The following is a 23,037-nucleotide window of genomic DNA, read 5'->3' as shown; positions in this document are numbered from 1 at the left end:
CTGGGCCGGCCCAGGACGGCCGCGTACCGGCAGGCGGGCTGACGGGGGTCGGGTCGCCGGGCCACGCCGGACGGGACGGGGGACCGCTGGTGGGCGCCGGGTCCGAACCGGACCAGGGCGGACGGGACGGGGGACCGCTGGTCGGCGCTGGATCCGGACCGGACCAGGGCAGCCGGGATGGCGGGCCGCTGGTGGGCACCGGGTCCGACCCGGACCAGGGCGGACGCGACGGCGGACCACTTGTCGGCGCCGGGTCCGAACCGCCAGCCCAGGACGGCCGGGGCGGGGACGGGATGGTCGACGCCGGGCCGGCCCACGACGGGCGAGGAGGCGGACTGACCGGGGCCGGATCGGACCCACCGGTCCACGACGGGCGGGACGGCGGAGCACTGACCGGTGCCCGATCCGAACCACCCGCCCACGACGGACGGTCGGCCGGCGGGCCGCTGGTGGGGGCGGGGCCGTCTGCCCAGGGCGAGCGGGCGGCCGCGCCGGACTCGGTCGCATCCTCGGCGTCCGGGTCGTCCCGGGTCGTGTCGTACGCCTGCGGCAGGTCGGCACGCACCGGCTCGTACGGGCGCGGTGACTCGACAGGCACCGGCTCGTACGGGCGGTTGGGCTCGGCGGCCCAGCCCGGCGCGGACTCGTCCCGGGCCTGACGACCGGCAGGCTCACCGGCCTGGCGTGACCAGGGCGGCTCCCAGCCACTGCCCCGACTCGGGTGGTTCCAGCTCGGCCCGGACCAGTCCGGTTCGATGGTCGCCGACTCCCCGGCCCGGTGCGTGTCCCCAGCGGGGCGGTCGGGCGGACCGTCGAGACCACGTTCAGCATCGAACCCGCGCTCATCGTCAAAGCCGCGCTCAGCGTCAAGCCCGCGCTCATCGTCAAAGCCGCGCTCATCGTCAAAGCCACGCTCAGCATCGAACGCACGCTCGGCGTCGGCGGCTTGCCGCTCGCCGGTCGGCGCGTGGAGTCCGGGCGGCACCTCGAAGCCCGAGGCGGCGGTGCCGACGGGCGGCACCTGGACGGGTGACGGCGTCGAGGTGGGCAGCCCGGGGTCGGCCCAGCGGGCGCTACGCGGGCCCGTCGGATCGGCCGTGGAGTGCCGCACGGCGTCGGTGTCGCCGGCGGTCTGCTCGCCCGGCGGCGCGGGGCGCTGGGCCGGCACCACCAGACGGTCACCGGAGGCGTCGGACCGGGCCTCCGCGGTCAGCCCGGGCGGCGCGCTCACCGGCGCGGGACGGCTCGACGGAAGATCGGCGCCGGGAGGGCGTACACCGTGGGTTTCGGCGTCGGCGCGTCCCACGCCGTTGGTCTCCAAGTCGGCGCGGCGGACGCCGTTGGTGTGGTGACCGTTGACCCGCGCCGGGGGCTCGGGCTCGGGCTCCCCGGGCCTGCCGCCCAGCGGGGCGGGCAGATCGCCGTGCCGCGCGGAGGCGGCCCGCCAACCGGACGCGGGGTCGGGCTGCCAGCGTGCCGCCTGCTCCCGGGCGGCCTCGCGCTCGGCGGCTCGGGACCACCCGCCCGCCGGGGGCGCCCACCCGTCGCCGGAACGGCCCGGGTCGTCGTGCTGACCCGTTCCGTCACCGTGCTCTCCCGGGGTGGCGGCTCCGGGTTGCCCTGTTTCACTCACCGCGCGCTCCTTGGTCGCCCCCGCTGAGGCTACCGTGTGGGGAGAGTGGCGATAAGTTACAGCGGCGGGCCATTTCCACGACGCGATCGCGGGCCGCCCCGTCTTGGGGGGAAAATGCCGGCTCGTACGGAGAACTCGGAGGATCCCATGACCGCTGTGGGGAACGGTGCACAGACCGCTGGCAGGCCCACCCGCCTGCCCCGTTCGGCGCGCCGTAAGCAGCTGCTCGCGGCGGCGCAGGAGGTGTTCGTCGCGCAGGGTTACCACGCTGCGGCGATGGACGACATCGCCGAGCGGGCCGGGGTTTCCAAGCCGGTGCTCTATCAACACTTCCCGGGGAAGATGGAGCTCTATCTCGCCCTGCTCGACACGCACTGTGATGCCATCGTTGCCAAAGTGCAGGACGCGATGCACGGCACGAGCGACAACAAGGAGCGGGTCAGCGCGTCGGTGCGGGCGTACTTCGACTTCGTCGACCACGAGAGCGAGGCGTTCCGCCTCGTCTTCGAGTCGGATCTGCGCAACGACCCGGCCGTACGGCAGCGGGTGGAGCGGGTCGAGCAGGGCTGCATCGCGGCGATCACCGACACGATCATCTCGGACACCGGCGTGAGCAGGTCGCACGCCGAGTTGCTCGCCTCCGGCCTGGTGGGCGCGGCGGAGACGGCCGCGCAGTTCTGGCTGGCCCGGGGCCGGCAGGTGCCCAAGGCCGAGGCCGAGGCGTTGGTGGCGGCGTTGTCGTGGCGGGGCATCGCGAGCTTCCCGCTGCAAGGTGAGTCAGCCTGACCACCGCCCCCGTGATCGGATAGCCTTCGCAGGGCGGTTCTTTCGCCCCAGTTGAGGAGGCACAGTGGAGGTCAAGATCGGCGTGCAGTACGCGCCGCGCGAGCTGGTTCTGGACAGCGCGCAGTCGCCGGCCGAGATCGAGCAGATCGTGACCGACGCCTTCGCCGGCGATGGCGGCACGCTCTCCCTGACCGACGAGAAGGGCCGGCGGGTAATCGTTCCGGTCGAGAAGGTCGCCTACGTCGAGATCGCCGAGGCGTCCCCCCGATCGGTCGGTTTCACCGTCCGCTGACTGGTCCGGCCATTGCGGCAGGTCGGCGTCGCCCACCTGCCGCGGGCCGGGACCGCACCATCCGGCGCGTAGGTCGCCTGCTCAGCCCGACGGTTGCCATTCGTCCGGTGTGCGCCGCAGTGAGCCGCCTGGACAACCCGACACATCCGGCCCGGACGCCCTGCGCGATGAGCGCAGTGAGCGCGGGCCGCTCGACAGCCTGGGGCAACGCGTAGCCGACCCAGGAAGCCGTTCGACAGGCCCTGTGGCGCAGGTCACAATCAATGCCCCCGCGTGGCGGCTGGCCGCCCGGGAATCGGGACGTGAGCTTGCCTGTTCAGGTAGCATGGAGCAGTTGCCGTGGGCGCCGATCTGATCGAAGCTCAGCCCGCGGCGCGCGTGCGGCCCGGTCCGGCTCGGCAGTCTGCCCCCGACCGTGTGGCCCGCGTCATACCGAACGCGCCCTGAGGACATGACGGGCGCACCCACGAGAGGGCACCCCCAAATCCACATGAGCGAACTGATTGAAGAACTGATGGACGGCCAGGAACTGGCACCCACAGCCCCGGTTCGGCCGGAGGCCCCCACCTTCGCCGCGCTCGGCGCCCGCGACGAGACCGTCGAGGCCCTGGCAGCGGCCGGCATCACCCGCGCGTTCGCCATCCAGGAGTACGCGATCCCGATCGCCCTGCGCGGCGTCGACCTCATCGGCCAGGCCCCCACCGGCACCGGCAAGACCCTCGGCTTCGGCGTTCCGCTGCTGGAGCGGGTCTTCGCGCCGAGCGAGGGCAGCGACGGCGTCCCCCAGGCGCTTGTCGTCGTCCCCACCCGTGAGCTGGGCATCCAGGTCGCCAAGGACCTCGCCGCCGCCGGCCGCACGCGCGGCATCCGGGTGCTGCCGATCTACGGCGGCGTGGCGTACGAGCCGCAGATCGACGCGCTGCGCAAGGGCGTCGAGATCCTGGTCGGCACCCCCGGCCGTCTGATGGACCTCCAGAAGCAGAAGCACCTCCGACTGGACCGGGTGCGCGCGCTCGTCCTCGACGAGGCTGACCGGATGCTCGACCTGGGCTTCCTCGACGACGTCGAGAAGATCCTCGCGATGCTCCCGGAAGACCGGCAGACGATGCTGTTCTCGGCCACCATGCCGGACCCGATCGTCACCCTGTCCCGGCGCTTCCTGCGCCAGCCGATGACGATCCACGCCGGGCACACCGCCGAGACCGGCCCGTCGCCGCAGACCCAGCAGCTGGTCTACCGCACCCACTCGATGAACAAGGTCGAGGTGGTGGCGCGCATCCTCCAGGCGGAGGGTCGCGGGCTGACCATGATCTTCACGCGTACCAAGCGGGCTGCCGACCGGGTCGCCGAGGACCTCGACTTCCGTGGGTTCGCCGTCGCCGCGGTGCACGGTGACCTGGGCCAGGGTGCCCGCGAGCGGGCGCTGCGGGCCTTCCGGGCCGGCAAGATCGACATCCTGGTCGCCACCGACGTGGCGGCCCGAGGGCTGGACGTCACGGGCGTCACCCACGTCATCAACTACGACTGCCCGGAAGACCAGGACACCTACACCCACCGGATCGGCCGGACCGGCCGGGCCGGAGCGACGGGCGTCGCGGTGACCTTCGTCGACTGGGACGACATGCCCCGCTGGCGGATCATCGACAAGACCCTCGGTCTGGACATGCCCGAGCCGCCGGAGACGTACCACACGTCGCCGCACCTCTACACCGACCTGCACATCTCCACCGAGGTCAGCGGCACGCTGCCCACGGCGGAGCGCACCCGGGCCGGGCTGTCCGCCGAGATCGAGGAAGACCTGGGTGGGACGACCCGTTCCCGCCGGGGCGACAGCGGTGGTCGCGGTCCGCGTCGCGGTGAGAGCCGTAGCGAGGGGCGGGGCGAGCGCCGTGGTCGCAGCGACGGCCGCCGCGACCGCACCGACGCCGCCGCGCCGGCCGCCGAGGTGCCCGTGGACGCGGCTGGCGACGAGGCCACCCGTACTCCCCGCCGCCGTCGTCGCCGCCGGGCCGGCGAGCCGGTCGCGGGCGAGGCCACCGCGGTGATCTCCGCCGACGCGGCACCGGCCGAGCCGTCCGCGGCCGCGGACGGCGACCCGTCCAAGCCGCGTCGCCGCCGGCGCCGCCGTTCTGGCGGTTCCGGCGCGGGTACGCCGGCCGAGGCGACCGCGGACTGACTCACAGACCCACCCGACATCCCCCGGACCGCCTGAGCGCGGTACGGGGGATGTTCCCTTCCCGCCCCACCTGCCGAAGATGGAACGATGCCGGAACCACTGGACGCCGCCCTCACCGAGGTCCGCACCCTGCTCCTCGACCCCACCCTGACCCGGGCTGTCGCCGCCGGCCGCCGACGGGGTCGCCGTCCCACTGTGGCCCGCGCCGAACTGCGGCCGGTGACGCTCAAGGCCGGGCCCCGGCTCCAGATCGCCACCTCCGACGGTGTACGCCCGTACACCCGCAATGTCGCCCCCGGTGCGGAGTCGGCAGCGGCGGTCGACGAGTTGCTGGCCGAGCCGTTCGGCAACTGGCACGTCGAGACGGCCGACGCGACGCTCCAACTGCGGGTGACCAAGTCCGGCGAGGCGCAGGTGCACCGGGCGGCGACGGCCCGACCAGCGGCGGCGCCAGCCGGGCACGACCGGGCGAAGGAATACCTGCTGGACCCGGGTGACGAGATCTTCGCCGAGATCGGCGGCTCGGCGGCCAAACGCCGCCAGGTGGACGCGTTCCTGCGGGCCCTGGCCGCGACCCTGCCCGACGAGCTGACCGGCTCGTTGCGGGTTGTCGACCTGGGCTGCGGCAACGCCTACCTGACCTTCGCCGCGTACCGGTACCTGTCCAGGCGGGGGCTCGACGTCGAACTGATCGGCGTCGACGTCCGGGAGGACCAGCGGCGGCGCAACACCGAGCTGGCACAGCGAATGGGCTGGGCCGACAAGGTCAGCTTCGTGGCCGGGACGATCGCCGACGCGGTCGTCGATCCCGCCCCGGATCTGGTGCTGGCGCTGCACGCCTGCGACACCGCCACCGACGAGGCGCTGGCCCGCGCGGTGCGCTGGGAGGCCCGCTGGGTGCTTGCCGCGCCCTGCTGCCACCACGACCTCGCGAAGCAGCTACGCGCACAGCCCGCACCAACCCCGTACGACCTGCTGACCCGGCAGGGCATCCTGCGCGAGCGCTTCGCTGACGTGCTCACCGACGCGCTGCGCGCCGGGCTGCTGCGGGTACACGGCTATCGGTCCGAGGTGGTGGAGTTCGTGGACTCCCAGCACACCCCGCGCAACCTGCTGATCCGTGCCCGCCGTACCGGCACCGAGGCAACCGGGGCCCAGCGTGCGGAGTACCGCGAACTGGTCGACCAGTGGCGGGTCACGCCCCGCCTGGAGACCCTGCTGGCCACCGCCGAGCAGCCGCCCGTCGCCTGACCGGTACGGCGGTTCAGCGTCGCCGGCCGCCGTTGCTGCCCCGGTCCCGACCGCCGAGACCACGGCCGAACGCCGACGCCCGGTCCCCGTCGGGCCGTTGGCCAGCGCGGTCGCCCCCGACCGGGCTGATCGGGAAGGGCACCACCTTGCCCGCGCCCTCGGCGTTGCCGGCCGCCGCGAAGGCGTTCCACGAAATGTCGACGAGCAGCTTCTTCGTCTCGGCGTGCCGGATGGCGGCGTTACGCTGCAACGCCATCCGGGCACCCAGCACGACGGTGACAAGCGTCGTGGTGATGGCACCGGTGGCGGCGAGCACGTCCGCACCTGTCGCCTCGTGGGTGCGGAGCACCATCCACAGCAACCAGATCCAGAACGCGGCGGCGAAGACGCCAGCATTGGCAACGAAGAAGAGGCTCACCGCACCAGGTTGGTACGGCCGCGGACGACTCGATTCGGCCATGGTGCTCCTCGGCGGTGGTCCGATCGGAGGCGACAGGCGAACAAACGCCCTGCCGGGACGGGCACCGAGCTTAGTAGAAGAACGACGATGATCGCTCGGTGGTGGTACGGGTACAGCGGGAGACGGAGTCTCATCGATGGGACGGTTTGTGTGGTCAGTCAGTGGTTTCCGCCTGCGGGCGTACTACTCTCGTGATGCATCGCCCAGTGCCCAGCCGGGAGGGATCAACACACACGGATGGGTTCCTCAGACGTTACACCGCAGATGGCCTTCGCCCGCTTCGTCCGTCGCGCCATCGACGACGCGCGCGACGAGCGCGGCTGGACCGTGACCGATCTTGCCTCACACACGGGCGTGGGTCGCTCCACGGTGTTCCGTTGGCTGGCTGGCGACTGGCAGGATTACCCCGAGCTGGCAAAGGTGCGCGGTTTCTGCGCCGCACTGGATCTGCCGGTGGCCGCCGCGTTCCGGGCACTCGGGCTGCCCGACGCGGGGCCGGCACCCCGCAAGCGCGGCGACGACGGTCCGGTAGAGGCGGACGTCCGCGTCATCCTGGACCGGCTGGCCGACCCCACGGTCCCGGCCGAGGAGAAACACCACATCCGCGACCTTCTCCGCTACCTGGCCCGCCGCCCCATCCGCCGAGCCGGCTGACCCCGCCGCGAGGCGGGTCAGGGGATCGTCAGTGTGAACTCGGCGGTGTGCACATTCGCGCCGACCTGGAAGTCCAGGTAGAGGCGGTAGCGCCCCGGGTCGGGAACGGTCAGCCAGAACTTCACCTGGCCGTCCACCAGTTCGAGCTCCGGGTGCACGTGCAGGTAGCCGAGGTCGCCCTCGCGCAGCGCCACCAGGTGCCCGTACGCGCCGAGGTAGCGCTCCAGCGCCGCGACACCGCCGACGCCGTCGACCCGGAACGTCAACGGCACAGTCGCCCCGGCCTGCGGGCTGCCCTGGTAGCTGACGGTGAACCCGTCCACAGTCGTCGACGTGGCAGGCTTCGGCAGCGGGCGCGGCTGGTAGCCGCCTGGCGCGACGAGGTCCACGCCGACGGTCACGGCCGTCTGGCCGCCGTCGTCGGCCACCGCTGTGAAATCGGCGTACGCCCGCCAGACGCCCGGCTGGGCGAGGGTCAGCGGCACCGACCAGGTGCCGTCGGGCGCCATTGTCGGATGCAGGTGCTGGTAGCCGGTGAGGTCCCGACGGACCACGATGAGGTGCATGGGCTTGTCGTGCACGACGGCGAAGCGGGTGACCGGCCGGCTCTGCGCGTCCCGCACCTGGAAACGCAGCTGCCCCGGCTGGCCGGCCGGGAACTCGGTGGCCAGCGGCGCGAACGTGTAGCCGGACGAGCTGACCGACAGGCCGCCAGCTTCGGCGCCCGCCTGCCCGTCGGTGCCCGTCACGGCACCGTGATCGTGGACTCCGGTGCCCGGCGGGTGGGTGTGCCCGCCGGTCGAGGACGACACACCGGCGGTGGCGGTGCCGCCGGTCCCACCGCCGTTGAGACGGCCGAGGCCGAACCCGAGCAGCACGGCGAGCACCAGGCCGCCGACCACCAGGGCCAGCCGGATCGTGCTCCGGTCCGCCACGGCGGAGACCTGGTCAGACACCGCAGGCGTCCAGCACGTGGCCCGTCGCGGCGGCACCGGCGTCCAGCGGGCGCGCGCGGGGGACGGGGTGCGGATCGGTCATGTCGCCCACGGTACCGTCGCCGCTGGCCAGCCCTGGTCGACGTCGCGACGGCGTGGCGACCGTCGCAATCCGCCCGCCTCGGGAACTTTTCCGCTCCGGCCGGGGAGCGACAGGTCAGCCGGCCACCGCGAGGGCGAGGGGCAGCACGTCCGGTGCGCCGGCCCGGCGCAGAGCCCGGGCCGCGATCGTCATCGTCCAGCCCGAGTCGACGAGATCGTCGACGAGCAGCACCGGGCCGTCCAGGGCGGTCAGTGCGTCGGCCAGGTCGGCTGGCACCGTGAAGGCGTCGTGCAGCGCGCGTACCCGCTGGGCGCTGTTGCCGCGCGGCCCACCGGGGCCACCCGGACCTGTCGAGGCAATCTCGCCCAGCAGTGGCAGCCGACCCACGGCCGCGATCCGCTCGGCCAGCGAGCCGACCAGCCGGGGCCGTCGCCGGGACCCGACCGCGACCACCGCCACCGGCCGGCGGGGCCACGGGTCGTCGCCGTGCGCCCACGCCTTCAGCACCTCCACGACGGCCCCGGCCACGTCGTCGGGCACCGCCGTGTCGAGGGCCTCCGGGCCGACCAGCTCGCGCAGCCGGCCACCCCAGCCCAGGTCGGAGAGGCGGCCCACGGCGCGGCCCGGCAGCGTCTGGTCCGCCGGGGCGATCCGGCCCTTCAGGGGTACGCCCACAGCCTCCAACCCGGTCGGCCAGAGCTTCTTCGGCGCGATCTCTACGCCGGGGCGGCCCAGGAACGCCTGCGCGGCGGTGAGCGCGGCTGTGGACACGTCGGCGGAGAACAGCGGCTCGGCGCACGTGTCGCACCGGCCGCAGTCGGTCGCCCCGGTGTCGTCCAGGCGCTCCCGCAGATATCGCATCCGGCAGTCGGGTGTCGACGCGTACTCCCGCATGGCCTGTTGCTCGACGGTGCGCGCCTCGGCGACGCGGCGCAACCGGCCCTCGTCGTAGACCCAGGGCTCGCCCGTGGCGAGCCAGCCACCGCGCACCCGGCGGACCGCGCCGTCCACGTCGAGGACCTTGAGCATCAGCTCCAACCGGGCGCGGCGCAGGTCGACAAGGGGTTCGAGAGCCTGGGTGGAGAGCGGGCGGTCGGTGTGCAGGGCTGCCAACACGGCCCGGACCTGCTGCTCGGGCGGGAACGCCAGCGAGGCGAAGTAGCGCCAGATCGCGGCGTCCTCGGCGCCGGGCAGAAGCAGCACCTCGGCGTGCTCGACGGCGCGGCCGGCGCGACCGACCTGCTGGTAGTACGCGATCGGTGAGGGCGGCGCGCCGAGGTGGACGACGAAGCCCAGGTCGGGCTTGTCGAAGCCCATGCCCAGCGCACTGGTCGCCACCAGCGCCTTGATCTTGTTGTCCAGCAGGTCCTGCTCGGCGGCTCGTCGGTCGGCGTCCTCGGCCTGCCCGGTGTAGGACGCGACCGGATAGCCCCGGGAGCGCAGGAACTCGGTCGTCTCCCCCGCTGCCGCCACGGTGAGCGTGTAGACGATGCCGGAGCCGGGCAGCTCGTCCAGGTGGTCGGCGAGCCAGGCCAGCCGGTGCGCCGGTGTGGGCAGGTCGAGCACACCGAGGCGCAGCGACTCGCGGTCCAGGGTGCCGCGCAGGACGAGCGCGTCGCCCAACTGCTCGGCCACGTCCTGGGTGACCCGGGCGTTCGCGGTGGCGGTGGTGGCCAGCACCGGGGTGCGCTCCGGCAGCTCGGCGAGGAACGTGCGCAGCCGCCGGTAGTCCGGCCGGAAGTCGTGCCCCCAGTCGGAGACGCAATGCGCCTCGTCGACGACCAGCAGGCCGGTGGTCGCGGCAAGCTTCGGCAGCACGCCGTCGCGGAAATCGGGGTTGTTGAGCCGCTCCGGGCTGATCAGCAGCACGTCCACAGCGCCGGCCTGGATCTCGGCGGTGATGGCGTCCCACTCGTCGAGGTTCGCGGAGTTGATCGTGCGCGCCCGGATGCCGGCCCGAGCTGCCGCCTCCACCTGGTTGCGCATCAGCGCCAGCAGCGGCGACACGATGACGGTCGGGCCGTGCTGGCCGCCCTGTGCGCCGCCCTTGTCGCTGTCGCGCAGCAGCGCGGTGGCCACGAAGTAGACAGCCGACTTGCCCCAGCCGGTGCGTTGCACGCAGAGCACCCGCCGCCGGTCGACGACAAGCGCCTCGATGGCCCGCCACTGGTCCTCACGCAGCCGGGCGTGCTCACCGGCCAGCCGGCGCAGCACCGCCTCGGCCCGCTCCCGTACCGCCGCCCGCTCTGCTGTCTCCACCCGACATGTCTACCAGCGCCGTGCGTCAGAACCCCGGCCCGCGCGGGAGGTGGCGGTCACGATCCGTGCGCCCGCGCCTCGTCGGCCAGTACGGCTGGAGGGAGGAACAGCAGCAGGTCGCGCAGGGGCTCGGTGGCCGTCGGCTGCAGCAGGCAGCGCGCGGCAAGTTCTTCCATCGATGTGTACGGGCCGCGCAGCCACCGGTCCACAGCGATCTGCCGGCACTGCTCGGACGTCAGGCCGGGCAGGCCGGTGAGCACCTGCTCCGGGACCGCGTTGACGTCGATCAGACCGCCGTCGTCGAAGGTCCGGGGAAGGTCGGGCCGCCCGACGCGCAGTTCGTCGCGGGCCGCCGGGTGGTGGTAGAGCAGGTAGCGGGCGTGCTCACGACGGATGCGCCGCTCCTCCTGGGCGCGTTGCTTCGCGCTGCCGCCCAGGTTTCCGGTGATCGCCGCCCAGAGCCCTCGGCTGAGCAGGATCACGTGCACCGCTCCGAGGATCCAGGTGACGACGGCCAGCCCGAGGAACGTCACCGCCTCAAGGCCGGGCACCTCGGCGTCCGGGTGCTCGATGTCGAGCAGTGCCACCTCGACGACGACTATCGCCAGGTAGCCGATGCCGGCGACGGCGAGACGCCAGCTACGCCGCCAGACCGCGTAGGCCAGGATCACCAGCCAGGTCAGACAACCGAAGGAGAACAGGACGAGCACAGTACCGGCGAAGGTGGCGGCCCTGCTCGCCCAGGGCGGCGACTGCGGTCTCGCAGGCCGGCTGTCCGCCACCGGTTGCGGGAGCAGGATCGGCGGCGGATAGCCGACGTCGCTCGGGAACCGATCCGACGTGGTCGGCGACTCCCAGGGGCCGGACCTGAGGCCGGCGGTCGGGGACGGCGCCAACGCGGGCGGCTGCCGATCGTCCGACGGCTTCGCCGGTGCTGCGAGCGCCTCCGCCGGTGCCGTGAGCGGCATCGCCGGTGCCGTGAGCGGCATCGCCGGTGCCGTGAGCGTCGGGTCGGAGCGCAGGATGCGCCTGTGCAGTTCCTGGAGGGCTTCGCCAGGCTCGATGCCGTACTCCTCCCGGAGCAGGCTGCCGAACTCCCGGTAGGCGGCGAGCGCCTCGGCCTGCCGCCCGCTGCGGTGGAGCGCGAGCATGAGGTGGTGCCGCAGCCGTTCCCGAACGGGGAACTCCGCCACCAACTCCCGCAGCTCGCCGATCACCTCCCGGTGCCGGCCGAGGTCCAGTGTCAGCTCGGCCCGGGTCTCCAGCGCCACGGCCCGCAACTCGACAAGCCGCTGGCGCGCGGCATCGAAGATCGGCCCGGTGAACCCGACGAACGGCTCTCCCTGCCACAGCTCCAAAGCTGCGGCCAACTCGCTCAGCGCCTCGGTGGCGCAGCCCTCCGCGTGGCGTTGCCGGGCGCGGTGCACCGCCCGCTCGAAGCGGACCGCGTCCACCCCCTCGGGGTCGACCCGCAGCAGGTAACCGGCGTCGGTCAGGCTGAGCACCTGCCCCGGCGTACGCGGTGACCGCTCCGGCTCCAACACCCGGCGCAACCCGGCGACGTGCTTCTGCACCACGTTGGGGCCGTTCGCGGGTGGATCCTCCGGCCAGACCGCCTCGACGATCTGCCCCGTGGGCACCGGACGGCCGACGGAGAGCAACAGGACGGCAAGCACGGCACGCTGCTTGCCGGGGCCGAGGTCGATCTCCCGGTCGGCGTACCAGGCCCGCTGAGGCCCGAGGATCTCGAAACGCAGCGTTCCTGACATGCGAGTTTCCGCTCCTGATACCCCCGTGGGGCACCGGACGGCAGTGCCCGGCAGCCGGACGGCAGCATATCGGCAGTCGGACCGCCGCGGCGGCCGGCAGCATCGTCGTCGGCAAGAGCCACGCATCGAGAAAGAGAAGTGTGATGACACAGGCAACGGGCACCGCCGGCACCATCCGACGGACGTTCGGCACGGTCGCCGCTGTGCTGGCCACGGCCAGCCTGCTCGCGGGTTGCGGGTCGAAGGACGAGCCCGCAGCGGCGCCGCAGGACGCCCCGAGCGTCAGCCCCAAGGAGGCGCTCGTCGACGCCGTACCCGACGGCACCGAGGGGACGTTCCGGTTCAGCGGCAAGGATGCGTCCAGCACGCTCACCGGCCTGATCGACCACGAGTCGAAGGCGTTCGAACTCAACACCACGCTGCCGCCGGACTCCGACGGCATCGCCGTGAAGATGTCGTTCCTCGTGATCGGCGACGACACCTGGATGAAGGCGAAGTTCACCGGCCGCCCGGGCCTGCCGAAGCTCCCGGACAAGTGGATGAAGCTGGACCCCGCGAAGCTGACCGACGCCGCCTCCATCCCCACCTACGACGGCGCGGACCAGGGCAACGCCGGGCCGCTCCTTGAGGCGGCCACCTCGGTGGAGGAGCAGAGCCCCGGACGGTACGTCGGGTTCATCGACGTGAGCGGGGGAGAAGCGGCGAAGTCGCTTGAGGACGGTGAGGCCGCGGCGCTCGGCGAGGCCGCCAAGAAGGTGCCGTTCACCGCAGTGGTCGGCGCGGACAAGCACCTGACCTCGCTGACGCTGAAGATCCCGGCCGCAGGCAAGGCGAAGGCGTACGACTACGTCGTCAAGTACACCGACTACGGCACCGCGCCGAAGATCAGCGTGCCGACCGGTGCCGCCGCCATCAAGGCACCAGCGATGGCGTACGAGTTGCTGAACGGCTGAGTCACGACGTAGGGGGCGGCGGTCGCACGGGGGGCCGCCGCCCCTTCGTCGTGTCTGGACGGTCGCGTGCTCAGCGACCGAGGACCGAACCCCCGTTGACGCCGAGCACCTGACCGGTGACGTAGCCGGCGGCCGGACTGGTGAGATAGCGAACGGCTTCGGCGACGTCGTTCGGCACGCCGGCTCGCCCCACGAGGGTCGCCGCCACCCGCTTCGCATGCCCCTCGGCTGTCATCCGGTCGCCGAAGAACTCGGTTTCGGCGACATAGCCGGGGCTCACCACGTTCACCGTGATCTGCTCTGGGCCGAGCTGCGCTGCCAGGTCGTACGACCAGCCGTGCAGGGCCGCCTTCGCCGCCGAGTACGGCCCACCGCCGCCGCGTTGGGCGGAGATCGAGCTGATCAGGATCACCCGGCCGCCCGGTCGGCGAAGGGCAGGCCGCAGCGCCTCGGTGAGCAGCACTGCGGTGAGCACGTTGGCGTCCAGGTTGGCCCGCCAGTGCGCGGCGGTTCCGGCGAGCGTGCTCGTGTCACCGGCGAGGTAGCCGCCGGCGTTGTTGACCACCACGTCGACCGGCCGGTCACCGATCGCCGCGAGAACCCGGTCGAGGTGCGCCGGGTCGGTCAGATCGGCGGTGACGGCGGTCACGGCGTCGGTACGACCACATTCGACAGAGAGTCGCTCCGCGGTATCGGTCAACACGTCCGCCCGTCGGCCGACGATCAGTACGTCGTAGCCGTCCCCGGCGAGCACCCCCGCGACGGCGGCGCCGATCCCGGTCCCGCCCCCACTGACAACCGCAAGTCGCCCAACCATGTCCCCGACCTCCCCGTGCAGAGAATCCCGTCGATCATGAAGTTACCGCCCTCAACCACGGCGTGGCGTAGCAATAACTTCATGATCGACCGGAAGCCCTAGCGGGAGCGGAGGGAGCGGGTCAGGTGGGATACGCGGGGGGCCAGGCTGGTCAGGCCTCCTGGGAAGAAGTAGACGGCCAGGATGAAGACAGTGCCGAGGACGAAGAGCGGCTGGCTCAGCGGGTTGCTGAGGAAGGCCGGCAGGTTGTCCACCGCGTCGCTCGTGCCGAACGCGGTGAGCCGGTGGTCCAGGTACATGTAGAGGACGCCACCGAGCACCGGCCCCCACCGGGTGCCCGGGCCGCCGAGCACCACCATGACCAGCAGCGACAGGGTCAGCTCGGACGACGTGATGTGCGGTGACGCGCCGCCGACGATGAGGACGTAGACCACCCCGCCCGCCGACGCCAACCCGCCGGCCAGGGTGAACGCCACAAGCTTGTAGCGGTACGGGTCGAGCCCGAGCACACCGATCCGCCGCTCGTCGTCGCGGAGGCCGGCGAGCACCCGACCGGTGGGTGAACCGCTCACCCGGTGCACCACGAAGACCACGAGCGTCAGGTACGCCAGCGCCAGCCAGTACAGGTTCACCGTGTTGGTCACCCCGACCAGCCCGGCGGGCAGCCCGGACACGTCCAGCGGCAGACCTTCCTCGCCGCCGGTGAGCCCACCGAAGTCCCGGGCCACCAGGATCGCCCCCACCTGGGCGAAGGCCAGCGTCACCATGGCGAACGCGATGCCCACGGTCCGCAGCGCCACAGCGCCGAGCAGCGCGGCGAGAATCGTGCCGCCGGTGATGGTCAGCAGCGCCGCCTGCCACAGCGGCAGGCCGGCCCGGGTGATGAGGATGTCGGTGCCGTACACGCCTGCCGCGAAGTAGAGCGCGTGCCCGAAGGAGAGCATCCCGGTCCGGCCGAAGAGCAGGTCGTACCCGGCGGCCAGCCCGCCGAAGATCAGGCAGATGGCGAGCAGTTGCAGGGTGCCCGGTGAGTTGATCGGCCCCTCGAAGATCCCCGGCAGGGAGAGCGTCGAGTACGGCAGGGCCACCAGCACCGCCAACGCCACGAGCGGCAGGAACGGGCGTACGCGGTGCACACGGCCCGGTTTCGGAGCGGGAGGTGCTGCCGCCGCCGGGGTCACGTCGAGGAGCGTCATGCCGTTGCCACCTTTCCGGCGATGCCCTGCGGGCGCAGCAGCAGCACCACGGCCAGCAGCCCGACCACGCAGATGTCGCCGAGCCCGGACGTGCCGTAGTAGTTGACGAACTGCTGCACCAGCCCGACGACGACCGCCGCGTACGCGGAGCCGACCACCGAGCCCATCCCGCCGATCACCACCACGATGAACGCGAAGATCAGCAACGAGCCGCCCTGACCGGGCGAGACGGTGCCGAAGTAGACACCGCCCAGCGCGCCGGCGAGCGCGGCGGCCGCCCCACCGATCGCGAAGACAAGCGTGAACGCCTTGCGGACGTCGATGCCGAGCGCCGTCACCATCTCCCGGTTCTCCACGCCGGCCCGGATCACCAGGCCGTACCGGGTCCAGCGCAGGAAGGCGAGGATCGCGCCGAGCACCAGCACCGCCGCAATGATCAGCAGCAGGCCGCCGTTCGGCACCTGCGCGCCGAGGATCCCGGTGACCTGTCGGGTCCAGTCCGGGCGCGGGAACGGTCGGGCGTCAGCACCCCAGGTGGCCTGCAACAGCGCCACCCCGGCCAGCGACAGGCCGACGGTGACAAGCACCTGCTCGATGGTGCGGGAGTAGAGCGGGCGGATCAGCACCAGCTCGACCAGGATCGCCACGAGCGTGCCGGCGGCCACCCCGAACGCGACAGCGAGCACGAAGCCCCAGCCGTCGCCGCTGGCGCCCGGCAGGTTGCCCGCCGCCCACCAGGTGCCGTAGGCGCCGACACCGAGGAACAGCCCGTGCGCGAAGTTGAGCACGTCGGCCAGGCCGAAGACCAGTGACAGGCCGGAGGCGACGAGGAAGTACAGCGCCGCCAGGCCGAGCCCGGTCAACGCCAACAGGATCACGGTCCCCATCAGCCTGCGTCCTTCCCGGCCACGGCAGCCCGGTCCGCGCCGGTCGGACGGTGCGCCTCACCGGTGCCCACGCCGAGCAGCGACTTGGTAAGTGCCGTCTCCAGCAGCAACTCGCGGGCGTCGCCGGTCCAGGCCACCTTTCCGGCGGCGAGCACCACGGCATCGCGGGCCAACCGTCGTACCACCGCCAGGTTCTGCTCCACGAGCAGCACCGGCACCGACTCCGCGACCCGTTCCAGGACCTCGGCCACCTCGGTCACCACCTTTGGTGCCAACCCCTTGGTCGGCTCGTCGATCAGCAGCAGCCGGTTGTCGTTGAGCAGCACCCGCCCGATCGACAGCATCTGCTGCTGCCCACCGGAGAGCGACCCCGCCCGTTGCCGTCCGCGCCGGTCCAGCTCCGGAAAGAGCGCGAAAACCTTGTCGTACGCGGGAGTCGTGCCGCGCCGCTCGGCGAGCCGCAGGTTCTCGGCGACGGTGAGACCGGCGAACACGTCCCGGTCCTCGGGCACGTAGCCCAGCCCACCGCGGACCAGCCGGTGGGTGGGGCGGGCCAGCAGGCTCTGCGCGCCCATCCGGATGCTGCCGCGCACCTCACCGGCCGGCGGTGTGAGGCCGAGGATCGCGCGCAACGTGGTGGTCTTGCCGACGCCGTTGCGGCCGAGCAGGACCGTCACGCCGCTCGGGGCGACAGTGAAGGACACCCCCTGGAGGATGTGCAGCCCGGAGATCCGGACCGACAGGTCCTCCACACTGAGGACCGGCTCACTCCTCGCGCTCACAGAGCCACCTCCGTTCGCGACTGCGGGGCTCGCAAACCCGGCTCACTCCTCGCGCTCACAGCGACTCCCCCAGGTAGGCCTCTTGCACAGTGGCGTTGGCCATCACCGTCTCCGGGGTGTCGCAGGCCAGCAGCGCGCCGTGGTGCATGACGGCGATGCGGTCGGCCAGTTCCAGGATGACGTCCATGTGGTGCTCGACCATCAGCACCGCCCGGTTGCTGTCCCCGGTCAACGACTTGATCACCGCGACCAGTTCGGGTACGTCCTCGGCGCTGACCCCTGCCATCGGCTCGTCCAGCAGCATCACCCGCGGTTCACCGGCGAGCAGCAGGGCGATCTCCAGCTTGCGTTTTTCGCCGTGGGCCAGGGTGCCGGCCAGCGCCGTACCCCGGTGGGCGAGGCCGACCCGGTCGAGCGCCGCGTCGGCGGCGGCGGCCACCTCCCGGTCGGCCGCCGCCCGCCGCCACAGTGCCATCGAGCCCCCGCGGTGCGCCTGCACGGCGAGCCGGACGTTCTCCCGCACGCTCAGCGAACCGAAGACCGAGGATGCCTGGAAGGTACGGCCCAGACCGAGGCGAGCCCGCCGGTGCGGCGGGAGCGCCCCGATGTCCTGCCCGTCCAGGGTGATCCGGCCCTCCGTGGCCCGGCGCAGGCCGGTGATCAGGTTGAACAGTGAGGTCTTGCCTGCGCCGTTCGGCCCGATCACGCCCAGGAACTCTCCGGGCGCGAGGTCGAGGTAGACGCTGTCGACGATGGCGACCTCACCGATCCGCCAGGTCAGACCGCGGGTGGCGAGCATTTCTCAGCCCTTCATCGCCACGGCCGGCGGCGCCGACTCGTCACCGGTGAGGCTCTTCTGCGCGGTGGCCGAGAAGGCGGTGCCGCTGCCGCTGAGCTTGGCCTGGTACATCGGCTGGAGCAGCGCGTGGTCCTCGGCTCGGATGGTCATCTTGCCCTTGACCCCGTCGAAGCTCCAGCCCTCCAGGACGGTGACCATCTTGTCGACGTCCTCCCCGCCCTCCTGCACGGCGCGGACCACCATCTGCGCCGCGGCGAAGCCGTCCGGGTGGAACAGGTCGACGGTGCCGACCTTGGCCTTCAGCGCCTTGCTGGCCTCGGTGTCGGAGGCGCCGTCGAAGTAGTGCGACAGGAAGGAGATCTTCGTGCCGGCCGCGCCGAACGTCGGCCAGGAGGCGCGGATGTCGAGGCCGGTCACGACAGTGGTCGACGAGAGCACGCCCTGCTGGTCGAGGGTCTGCCACATGGCCGGGGCGGTGGTGCCGGCCCAGGCCACGAAGAGCAGATCCGGCTTCGCGGTCTTGATCTGGCTGGCGAACGGCGTGAACTCGGTGGCGCTGGCCGGTGCCCGTACGCTGCTGACGGTGGCACCCGCGCCGCCGATGACCGCCTTGACGGCTGCCTCGTTTGCGTCGCCGAACGCGCCGTCCTGGGCGAAGACAACCACCTTCTTGCCGGTGGGGTCGCCGATGAACGACTTGGCGGTCACCACGTCCTGGTAGGACTGCCGGCCGGAACGGAACGTGTACTTGTTGGCGCCGGTCACCGCGTCGGTGGCGGCCGGCCCGGAGATGAACAGGACCTTGTTCTGCGCCGCGATCGGGGCGACCTGCAGCGCCACGCCGGAGGCGGTGGAGCCCGCGATGATCTTCGTACCCTTGCCGATCAGGTCCTTGGCGGCGGACACCGCCTTGGCGGGGTCTCCCGCGTCGTCGACCTCGCTGACCTCGATCGTGCGGTCACCGACCTTGCCGGTGCCCTGGGTGGCGAAGTCGAGCCCCGCCTTGAACCCCTCGATGTACTGCTTTCCGTAACTGGCCAGCGCACCCGACTGGGAGTACACCAGGCCGACCTTTACCGGCGCGGCGCTGTCGCCGCCGCCGGTGGCGGTGTCCTGCGGGCTGCCACAGGCCGTGGCGGCCAACGCCGCGGCCATCATCGTGGCGGCGGAGAGGAACACCCGCCGCGTCGTCCGGACCGTCATTGCGACTCCACATGAGGACTCGGAGGGAGAGAACTTCTTTGTGACGGCCCACGCTAGAAGTGACGTCACCCACGAGCTATGTGGCAGAAACACACAAGTAACAGGAATGAGGTGGCCAGAGGTTACAACGGGCCGCCCTGCCACCCTCGGACCCGCCCTTCCGATGGCGCCGACCCCCACGGCCCGCCCAGCGCCTGTGTCGCCCCACGCCATCCATCAGCAACCTTCAAGATCGTGCTCGATCCTGGAACGGTGGCAGGGGGCCGCGCGGCGGGCGTGTCCTTGGAATGGGCCGTTCTCACTCGGGAAGTCGCCCGGAAACGGAAGATTGTCTGGTGCGCCGGTTCTTCCGCAACCCCGTGCGGCTGGTGCCGTTCGCCTTCCTGGTGCCGATCCTGCTCGGCACCGGACTGCTGATGACGCGCTGGGCGACAGTGCAGCACCAGCGCCCGCCCCTGACCACCGCGCTGTTCACCGCCACGTCGGCGGTGTCGGTCACCGGCATGGCCGTCACCGACACCCCCAACTACTGGTCCGGCGGGGGCCTGCTGGTGATCACCCTGCTCACCCAGCTCGGCGGTCTCGGCATCCTCACCGCGGCGGCGCTCGTCATCCTCGTGGTCTCGCGCCAGTTGGGGCTGCGCAACCGACTGCTCGTGCAGGCCGAGACGGCGGAGTTCGGCCTCGGTGACGTCGGGCGGCTGCTTCGCCGGATCGCGGTGACCGTGTTCGCCTGCGAGGCCGTGATGACAGCGGTGGTCGCCGGCCGGCTCTGGCTGACCTACGACTACAGGCCGGGGCGAGCGCTCTGGTCGGGCGTCTTCCACGCAGTGCAGGCGTTCAACAACGGCGGCTTCGCGCTCTACTCCGACGGTCTGATTGCCTTCAATCGCGACCCGTGGGTGTCGCTGCCGTTGGCGTTCGGCGCGATCGTCGGCGGGCTCGGGTTTCCGGCCCTGTTCGAGGCGGCCCGCGAGTGGCGTCAGCCGACCCGTTGGGCGGTGTCGACAAAGCTGACCATCTGGGGCACTGTCGTGCTGCTGCTGCTCGGCTTCGCCGGCCTGCTCGCCGCCGAGTGGACAAACGCCGAGACAATCGGCGCGTACGACGCCCGGGGCAAGGCGCTCGCGTCGTTCACCCAGATCGCGATGAGCCGCACCGGCGGCTTCAGTGTGCTGGACATCAGCGCGTTGCAGGAGGAGAGCTACCCACTGCTGATCGTGCTGATGTTCATCGGGGGCGGCAGCGCCAGCACGGCCGGTGGAATCAAGGTCTCCACGTTCTTCCTGCTCGGGTTCACCATCTGGGCGGAGCTGCGCGGCGAGCCCGACGTGACGGTCGGGCACCGCCGGGTGGCCACCGCCAGCCAGCGGCAGGCCGTCACTGTTGCCCTGCTCAGCGTCGCGCTCGTCACTGTCGGAACGATGGCGCTTCTGCTGCTCACCGAGGGCGTCCCCTTCGTCTCTGCCCTGTTCGAGATCACGTCCGCGTTCAGCACCACCGGCCTGACCGTCGGGCTGGCCGGCACGCTGCCGGAAAGCGGCCAACTGGCGCTGACCGTGCTGATGTTCATCGGCCGGGTCGGGCCGCTCACCCTCGGCTCGGCGATCGCCCTGAACACGCGGCGCCGGCTCTACCGCTACCCCCAGGAGCAACCCGTTGTCGGCTAGGAGTGGGAGAGGCCGAGGTGTCGACTAGGCGCGCGGACGGCGAAGGCGTCGTGGTGATCGGGCTGGGTCGGTTCGGGTGCCACCTGGCTGGCTCGCTGACCCGGATGAACTACGAGGTGCTGGCCATCGACAAGCACCCGGAGCGGGTGCAGCGCTGGTCGGCACAGCTCGACCGGGTGGTCCAGGCCGACGCGACCGAGGACGGGTCACTGCGGCAACTCGGTGTCGCGGGCTTCGGGCGGGCCGTGGTGGCCATCGGCGCCTCGGTGGAGGCAAGCGTGCTCACCGTGCTGGCGCTTGTCGAGCTGGGGGTGCCGCAGGTCTGGGCGCGGGCCACCTCACAGAAGCACGCGAAGATCCTGTCGTCGGTGGGCGCGCACCACGTGATCTTTCCGGAGGCGGAGACCGGCGAACGGGTGGCACACCTGATCGTCAGTCAGCTGCTCGACTTCGTCGAACTCGACGACGACTTCGCGATCGCCGCCGTCCGGGTGCCGGAGTCCCTTGCCGGGCGGACCCTGCTCGACCTGCGCCCGGACGACCGCTACGGAGTCCGCGTGGTCGGCCTCAAGGTGCCGGGGGAACACTTCCGGTCCGCAGCGGACGACACACCACTGCCCCGGGAAGGGGTGCTCGTCGTGGAAGGTGGGATCGACCAGGTACACCGGTTCGCGAGGCTCCGCTGAGGCTGCTCACTTCTTTCCGCCGCCCGGCCCCTTCCGTTCACCCTTCGTCACCTTTCCGCTTTTCCCGGGCCACCACCCGGCCCCTTCCCCTTGCCGGGCTTCTCGGGCTTCGGCGCGGCCTTCTTCGGTGCCTTCGGCGCGGTATTCGTCGTCTTGGCCGGAGTCTTAGTCGTCGCCTTGGGTGCCGGCGCCTTGCTCGGCGGGACGACGGCCGGGGCCGTGCCCGCCACACCGGAGACGCGTACCCCGCAGGGCGCGTCGCCGAGGCGGAACTCCACAGGCAGCGGGTTCGACCCGCTGTACGAACCGGTCAGGGTGACCTTCTCGGCCGCGCCCGGCGCCAGGCTCGTGCTCTGCTCTGCCGGCCGGATCTGCACCTCGCCGCCGTCCTGCCGCACCGGGGCCGGCTCCGCCTTCGTCACCTTCTGCTGACCGGGAAAGGTGAAGCTCATCGTCCAGTCGCGCAGCTCACGCTCCCCGGTGTTGGTAAGCGTCAGCTCGGCGGTGAAGTCCTTGCCGGAATCCGTGCGCAGCGCGTACGACACCTCGCACGGCGCGACCTGCGGCAGACCCATCCGCGCCTCGGTGGGGCGCTCCTCGCCGCTGGCCGGGCTGCGGGAGGTGAACCCCCACATCGCCCCGGTGACAGCGATCAGCCCCACGGCGGCCACCGAGGCCTCCACCTGCCGGCGCCGGCTCACCCGCCGAGCCCGGTTACGGGTACGCGACAGCGGCAGCGCGTCGGTCGCCGCCGACCAGGGCAGGATCGTGGTGCCCGCGCTGGCCAAGGCGGCCGGGTCCAGATGGGCCGCCGGTGACACCGGCACGGCCGCCGGCATTCCGGCCGCCTCGGCGAGGGTACGGGCCAGCTCGGCGGTGGCCGGCCGGTCACCGGGTCGCTTGGCGAGGCAGCGGCGCACCAGGTCGGTCACCTCGTCGGGCAGCCCCGGCACCGACGGCATCGGGTCCGGGTCGCTGTACATGTGCGCCCGCAGCATCTGCGTGGTGGTGGTCGCCTCCCACGGCAGCCGGCCCGTGAGCATCCTGTAGAGCAGCAGCCCGACTGCGTACACGTCGGTGGCCGGGGAGACCTGGCCGTTGTCGAGCCGCTCCGGTGCGAGGTACGCGGGCGTGCCAAGCAGTGCGCCGTCAGGGCCCTTCTCGCTCTCCCCCACCAGCGCGGAGATGCCGAAGTCGACGACCTTCACCCCGGTCGGGGTGAGCATCACGTTGCCCGGGGTGACGTCGCGGTGCACGACTCCACGGCTGTGCGCGGTGGCAAGCGCCGAGCTGACCTCGGCACCGATGGCCACCGCCTCCCGCCACGGCAGCTGCCCCTCGCGGCTGAGCCGGCCGGCAAGTGAACCGCCGTCGACGAGCTCCATCACCACGTACGGCACTGTCAGGCCGACCTGCTGGGACTCGCCGTAGTCGTACACGTTGGTGATGTTGGGGTGACACAGCCGCGCGGCGGCCTGCGCCTCGATCCGGATCCGGTGCCGGAAGGCCCGGTCGCTGGCCAGCCGGGAGGCCAGCACCTTCACCGCGACCTGGCGGCCGAGCACCTCGTCGTAGCCACGCCAGACCACCGACATGCCGCCCGCACCGAGCTGCTCGACCAGCCGGTACCGCTCATCGAGGAGTTGTGCACCGTTCCGATCCTCACCACCCATGGTGGCCGTTGTTGCCCGTACGCCACCGGACTACACCTGACCGATCGGAATCG

21 protein-coding genes are annotated in these 23,037 nt (G+C 71.9%); 10 read left to right on the top strand and 11 right to left on the bottom strand.

The features are described 5' to 3' along the window. Positions 1–89: 89 nt before the first annotated feature. The 6 genes from F4558_RS29790 to F4558_RS29765 all read left to right on the top strand — a co-directional run bounded on the left by F4558_RS29790 (position 90) and on the right by F4558_RS29765 (position 6,138). Positions 90–659, top strand: coding sequence for a hypothetical protein (locus F4558_RS29790; protein WP_167942858.1), 570 nt, complete (start codon positions 90–92; stop codon positions 657–659). A 119-nt stretch (positions 660–778) separates the two neighbouring features. Beyond that, positions 779–1,033 carry a hypothetical protein gene (locus tag F4558_RS29785; RefSeq protein ID WP_167942857.1) on the top strand — a complete coding sequence of 85 codons (255 nt, stop codon included), beginning with the start codon at positions 779–781 and terminating at the stop codon, positions 1,031–1,033. Between the two features lie 747 nt (positions 1,034–1,780). Further along, the gene (locus F4558_RS29780; RefSeq protein ID WP_053654060.1) at positions 1,781–2,419 is read left to right on the top strand and encodes a TetR/AcrR family transcriptional regulator; all 639 of its coding nucleotides are present in this window, start codon (positions 1,781–1,783) and stop codon (positions 2,417–2,419) included. Between the two features lie 64 nt (positions 2,420–2,483). After that, positions 2,484–2,711 carry a DUF3107 domain-containing protein gene (locus F4558_RS29775; RefSeq protein WP_053654062.1) on the top strand — a complete coding sequence of 76 codons (228 nt, stop codon included), beginning with the start codon at positions 2,484–2,486 and terminating at the stop codon, positions 2,709–2,711. A 490-nt stretch (positions 2,712–3,201) separates the two neighbouring features. Next, on the top strand, positions 3,202–4,887 hold the full coding sequence (locus tag F4558_RS29770; RefSeq protein WP_197281485.1) for a DEAD/DEAH box helicase: 1,686 nt from the start codon (positions 3,202–3,204) through the stop codon (positions 4,885–4,887). A gap of 87 nt (positions 4,888–4,974) precedes the next feature. Continuing rightward, positions 4,975–6,138, top strand: coding sequence for a class I SAM-dependent methyltransferase (locus F4558_RS29765; protein WP_053654064.1), 1,164 nt, complete (start codon positions 4,975–4,977; stop codon positions 6,136–6,138). A 13-nt stretch (positions 6,139–6,151) separates the two neighbouring features. Here the strand turns inward: F4558_RS29765 and F4558_RS29760 are convergent, their stop codons facing one another. Then, positions 6,152–6,556, bottom strand: a complete 405-nt coding sequence (locus F4558_RS29760) for a hypothetical protein (protein WP_231640001.1) — start codon at positions 6,554–6,556, stop codon at positions 6,152–6,154. 279 nt (positions 6,557–6,835) lie between these two features. On the opposite strand from F4558_RS29760, the gene F4558_RS29755 reads away from it, so the two are divergent. Next, the gene (locus tag F4558_RS29755) at positions 6,836–7,252 is read left to right on the top strand and encodes a helix-turn-helix domain-containing protein (RefSeq protein ID WP_053654068.1); all 417 of its coding nucleotides are present in this window, start codon (positions 6,836–6,838) and stop codon (positions 7,250–7,252) included. 17 nt (positions 7,253–7,269) lie between these two features. Here the strand turns inward: F4558_RS29755 and F4558_RS29750 are convergent, their stop codons facing one another. The 3 genes from F4558_RS29750 to F4558_RS29740 all read right to left on the bottom strand — a co-directional run bounded on the left by F4558_RS29750 (position 7,270) and on the right by F4558_RS29740 (position 12,318). Then, the gene (locus tag F4558_RS29750; protein WP_053654071.1) at positions 7,270–8,208 is read right to left on the bottom strand and encodes a DUF8832 domain-containing protein; all 939 of its coding nucleotides are present in this window, start codon (positions 8,206–8,208) and stop codon (positions 7,270–7,272) included. 196 nt (positions 8,209–8,404) lie between these two features. Continuing rightward, complete coding sequence (locus F4558_RS29745; protein WP_053654073.1) at positions 8,405–10,549, bottom strand: RecQ family ATP-dependent DNA helicase; 2,145 nt, start codon at positions 10,547–10,549, stop codon at positions 8,405–8,407. 56 nt (positions 10,550–10,605) lie between these two features. Continuing rightward, positions 10,606–12,318 (bottom strand): AfsR/SARP family transcriptional regulator, encoded by a 1,713-nt coding sequence (locus F4558_RS29740; protein ID WP_167946947.1) that lies wholly within the window; start codon positions 12,316–12,318, stop codon positions 10,606–10,608. Positions 12,319–12,461: 143 nt separating this feature from the next. Between F4558_RS29740 and F4558_RS29735 the strand changes: the two genes are divergently transcribed. Next, positions 12,462–13,271, top strand: a complete 810-nt coding sequence (locus F4558_RS29735; RefSeq protein WP_167946945.1) for a hypothetical protein — start codon at positions 12,462–12,464, stop codon at positions 13,269–13,271. A 70-nt stretch (positions 13,272–13,341) separates the two neighbouring features. Here F4558_RS29735 and F4558_RS29730 read toward each other — a convergent pair whose 3' ends face one another. The 6 genes from F4558_RS29730 to F4558_RS29705 form a co-directional block, all read right to left on the bottom strand. Further along, entirely contained in the window at positions 13,342–14,088 is a 747-nt protein-coding gene (locus F4558_RS29730) for an SDR family NAD(P)-dependent oxidoreductase (RefSeq protein ID WP_053654079.1), read from the bottom strand. Positions 14,089–14,186: 98 nt separating this feature from the next. Further along, a complete protein-coding gene (locus tag F4558_RS29725; RefSeq protein ID WP_167946943.1) occupies positions 14,187–15,284 on the bottom strand; it encodes a branched-chain amino acid ABC transporter permease in 1,098 nt (365 codons plus the stop codon). Next, positions 15,281–16,171: a branched-chain amino acid ABC transporter permease gene (locus tag F4558_RS29720; RefSeq protein WP_053654083.1), complete on the bottom strand. Its 891-nt coding sequence runs from the start codon at positions 16,169–16,171 to the stop codon at positions 15,281–15,283. Before F4558_RS29720 ends, F4558_RS29725 begins: the two co-directional genes overlap by 4 nt. Next, positions 16,171–16,953 carry an ABC transporter ATP-binding protein gene (locus F4558_RS29715; protein WP_167946941.1) on the bottom strand — a complete coding sequence of 261 codons (783 nt, stop codon included), beginning with the start codon at positions 16,951–16,953 and terminating at the stop codon, positions 16,171–16,173. Before F4558_RS29715 ends, F4558_RS29720 begins: the two co-directional genes overlap by 1 nt. A 55-nt stretch (positions 16,954–17,008) precedes the next feature. Further along, a complete protein-coding gene (locus F4558_RS29710; RefSeq protein ID WP_053654088.1) occupies positions 17,009–17,752 on the bottom strand; it encodes an ABC transporter ATP-binding protein in 744 nt (247 codons plus the stop codon). 3 nt (positions 17,753–17,755) lie between these two features. Continuing rightward, positions 17,756–18,955 (bottom strand): substrate-binding domain-containing protein, encoded by a 1,200-nt coding sequence (locus F4558_RS29705; protein ID WP_167946939.1) that lies wholly within the window; start codon positions 18,953–18,955, stop codon positions 17,756–17,758. Positions 18,956–19,290: 335 nt separating this feature from the next. On the opposite strand from F4558_RS29705, the gene F4558_RS29700 reads away from it, so the two are divergent. Together F4558_RS29700 and F4558_RS29695 are read left to right on the top strand one after the other, a co-directional pair. Beyond that, positions 19,291–20,625, top strand: a complete 1,335-nt coding sequence (locus F4558_RS29700; RefSeq protein WP_167946937.1) for a TrkH family potassium uptake protein — start codon at positions 19,291–19,293, stop codon at positions 20,623–20,625. 17 nt (positions 20,626–20,642) lie between these two features. Continuing rightward, a complete protein-coding gene (locus tag F4558_RS29695) occupies positions 20,643–21,311 on the top strand; it encodes a potassium channel family protein (RefSeq protein ID WP_053654971.1) in 669 nt (222 codons plus the stop codon). A gap of 47 nt (positions 21,312–21,358) precedes the next feature. Here F4558_RS29695 and F4558_RS29690 read toward each other — a convergent pair whose 3' ends face one another. Then, positions 21,359–22,984, bottom strand: coding sequence for a serine/threonine-protein kinase (locus F4558_RS29690; protein WP_167946935.1), 1,626 nt, complete (start codon positions 22,982–22,984; stop codon positions 21,359–21,361). Positions 22,985–23,037 lie beyond the last annotated feature (53 nt).

The organism is Micromonospora profundi, from assembly GCF_011927785.1.
Taxonomy (GTDB): domain Bacteria; phylum Actinomycetota; class Actinomycetes; order Mycobacteriales; family Micromonosporaceae; genus Micromonospora; species Micromonospora profundi.
Note: the sequence above shows the minus strand (reverse complement) of the source record. Positions and strands in the feature narration are given on the sequence as shown.

Coding starts and splice junctions, on each gene's coding strand:
- F4558_RS29735 (WP_167946945.1), top strand. CDS start 12,462: ATGACACAGGCAACGGGCACCGCCGGCACCATCCGACGGACGTTCGGC.
- F4558_RS29740 (WP_167946947.1), bottom strand. CDS start 12,318: ATGTCAGGAACGCTGCGTTTCGAGATCCTCGGGCCTCAGCGGGCCTGG.
- F4558_RS29720 (WP_053654083.1), bottom strand. CDS start 16,171: ATGGGGACCGTGATCCTGTTGGCGTTGACCGGGCTCGGCCTGGCGGCG.
- F4558_RS29705 (WP_167946939.1), bottom strand. CDS start 18,955: ATGACGGTCCGGACGACGCGGCGGGTGTTCCTCTCCGCCGCCACGATG.
- F4558_RS29755 (WP_053654068.1), top strand. CDS start 6,836: ATGGGTTCCTCAGACGTTACACCGCAGATGGCCTTCGCCCGCTTCGTC.
- F4558_RS29710 (WP_053654088.1), bottom strand. CDS start 17,752: ATGCTCGCCACCCGCGGTCTGACCTGGCGGATCGGTGAGGTCGCCATC.
- F4558_RS29690 (WP_167946935.1), bottom strand. CDS start 22,984: ATGGGTGGTGAGGATCGGAACGGTGCACAACTCCTCGATGAGCGGTAC.
- F4558_RS29730 (WP_053654079.1), bottom strand. CDS start 14,088: ATGGTTGGGCGACTTGCGGTTGTCAGTGGGGGCGGGACCGGGATCGGC.
- F4558_RS29780 (WP_053654060.1), top strand. CDS start 1,781: ATGACCGCTGTGGGGAACGGTGCACAGACCGCTGGCAGGCCCACCCGC.
- F4558_RS29725 (WP_167946943.1), bottom strand. CDS start 15,284: ATGACGCTCCTCGACGTGACCCCGGCGGCGGCAGCACCTCCCGCTCCG.
- F4558_RS29770 (WP_197281485.1), top strand. CDS start 3,202: ATGAGCGAACTGATTGAAGAACTGATGGACGGCCAGGAACTGGCACCC.
- F4558_RS29765 (WP_053654064.1), top strand. CDS start 4,975: ATGCCGGAACCACTGGACGCCGCCCTCACCGAGGTCCGCACCCTGCTC.